The following is a 470-nucleotide window of genomic DNA, read 5'->3' on the forward strand; positions in this document are numbered from 1 at the left end:
CGAATTCAAGGTGGCGGTAAAGGCGTCCGACCTGTTCCTGGCGGTGGCGGCGTACCAGCAACTGGCCGAGACGGTCGATTGCCCGCTGCATCTGGGCATTACCGAGGCGGGCGGCTTCGTCGGCGGCACGGTGAAGTCGGCGATCGGGATCGGCTCGCTCTTGTGGTACGGCATTGGCGACACGCTGCGCGTCTCGCTTTCGGCCGAGCCCGAGGAGGAAGTGCGCGTCGGCTTCGAGATCCTGAAGGCGCTTGGCATCCGCAATCGCGGGGTGCGCGTGGTGTCGTGCCCCTCATGCGCGCGGCAGGGCTTCGACGTGATCCGCACGGTGCAGGCGCTGGAGGAACGGCTCCAGCACATCCGCACGCCGATGTCGCTGAGCGTGCTCGGCTGCGTCGTCAACGGCCCCGGCGAAGCGCGCGAGACCGATATCGGCCTCACCGGCGGCGGCAATGGCAAGCACATGGTGT

Annotated in this window: 1 protein-coding gene; it reads left to right on the plus strand. The window is 67.9% G+C overall.

Going from position 1 to position 470, the window contains the following annotated elements; translation table 11 throughout:
* The coding region (locus tag AACY08_RS29325) for a flavodoxin-dependent (E)-4-hydroxy-3-methylbut-2-enyl-diphosphate synthase (RefSeq protein ID WP_339472584.1) at positions 1–470 on the plus strand (470 nt) is incomplete at both ends.

This window comes from Pseudomonas sp. EL_65y_Pfl1_R83 (genome assembly GCF_963970695.1).
Taxonomy (GTDB): domain Bacteria; phylum Pseudomonadota; class Gammaproteobacteria; order Pseudomonadales; family Pseudomonadaceae; genus Aquipseudomonas; species Aquipseudomonas tritici.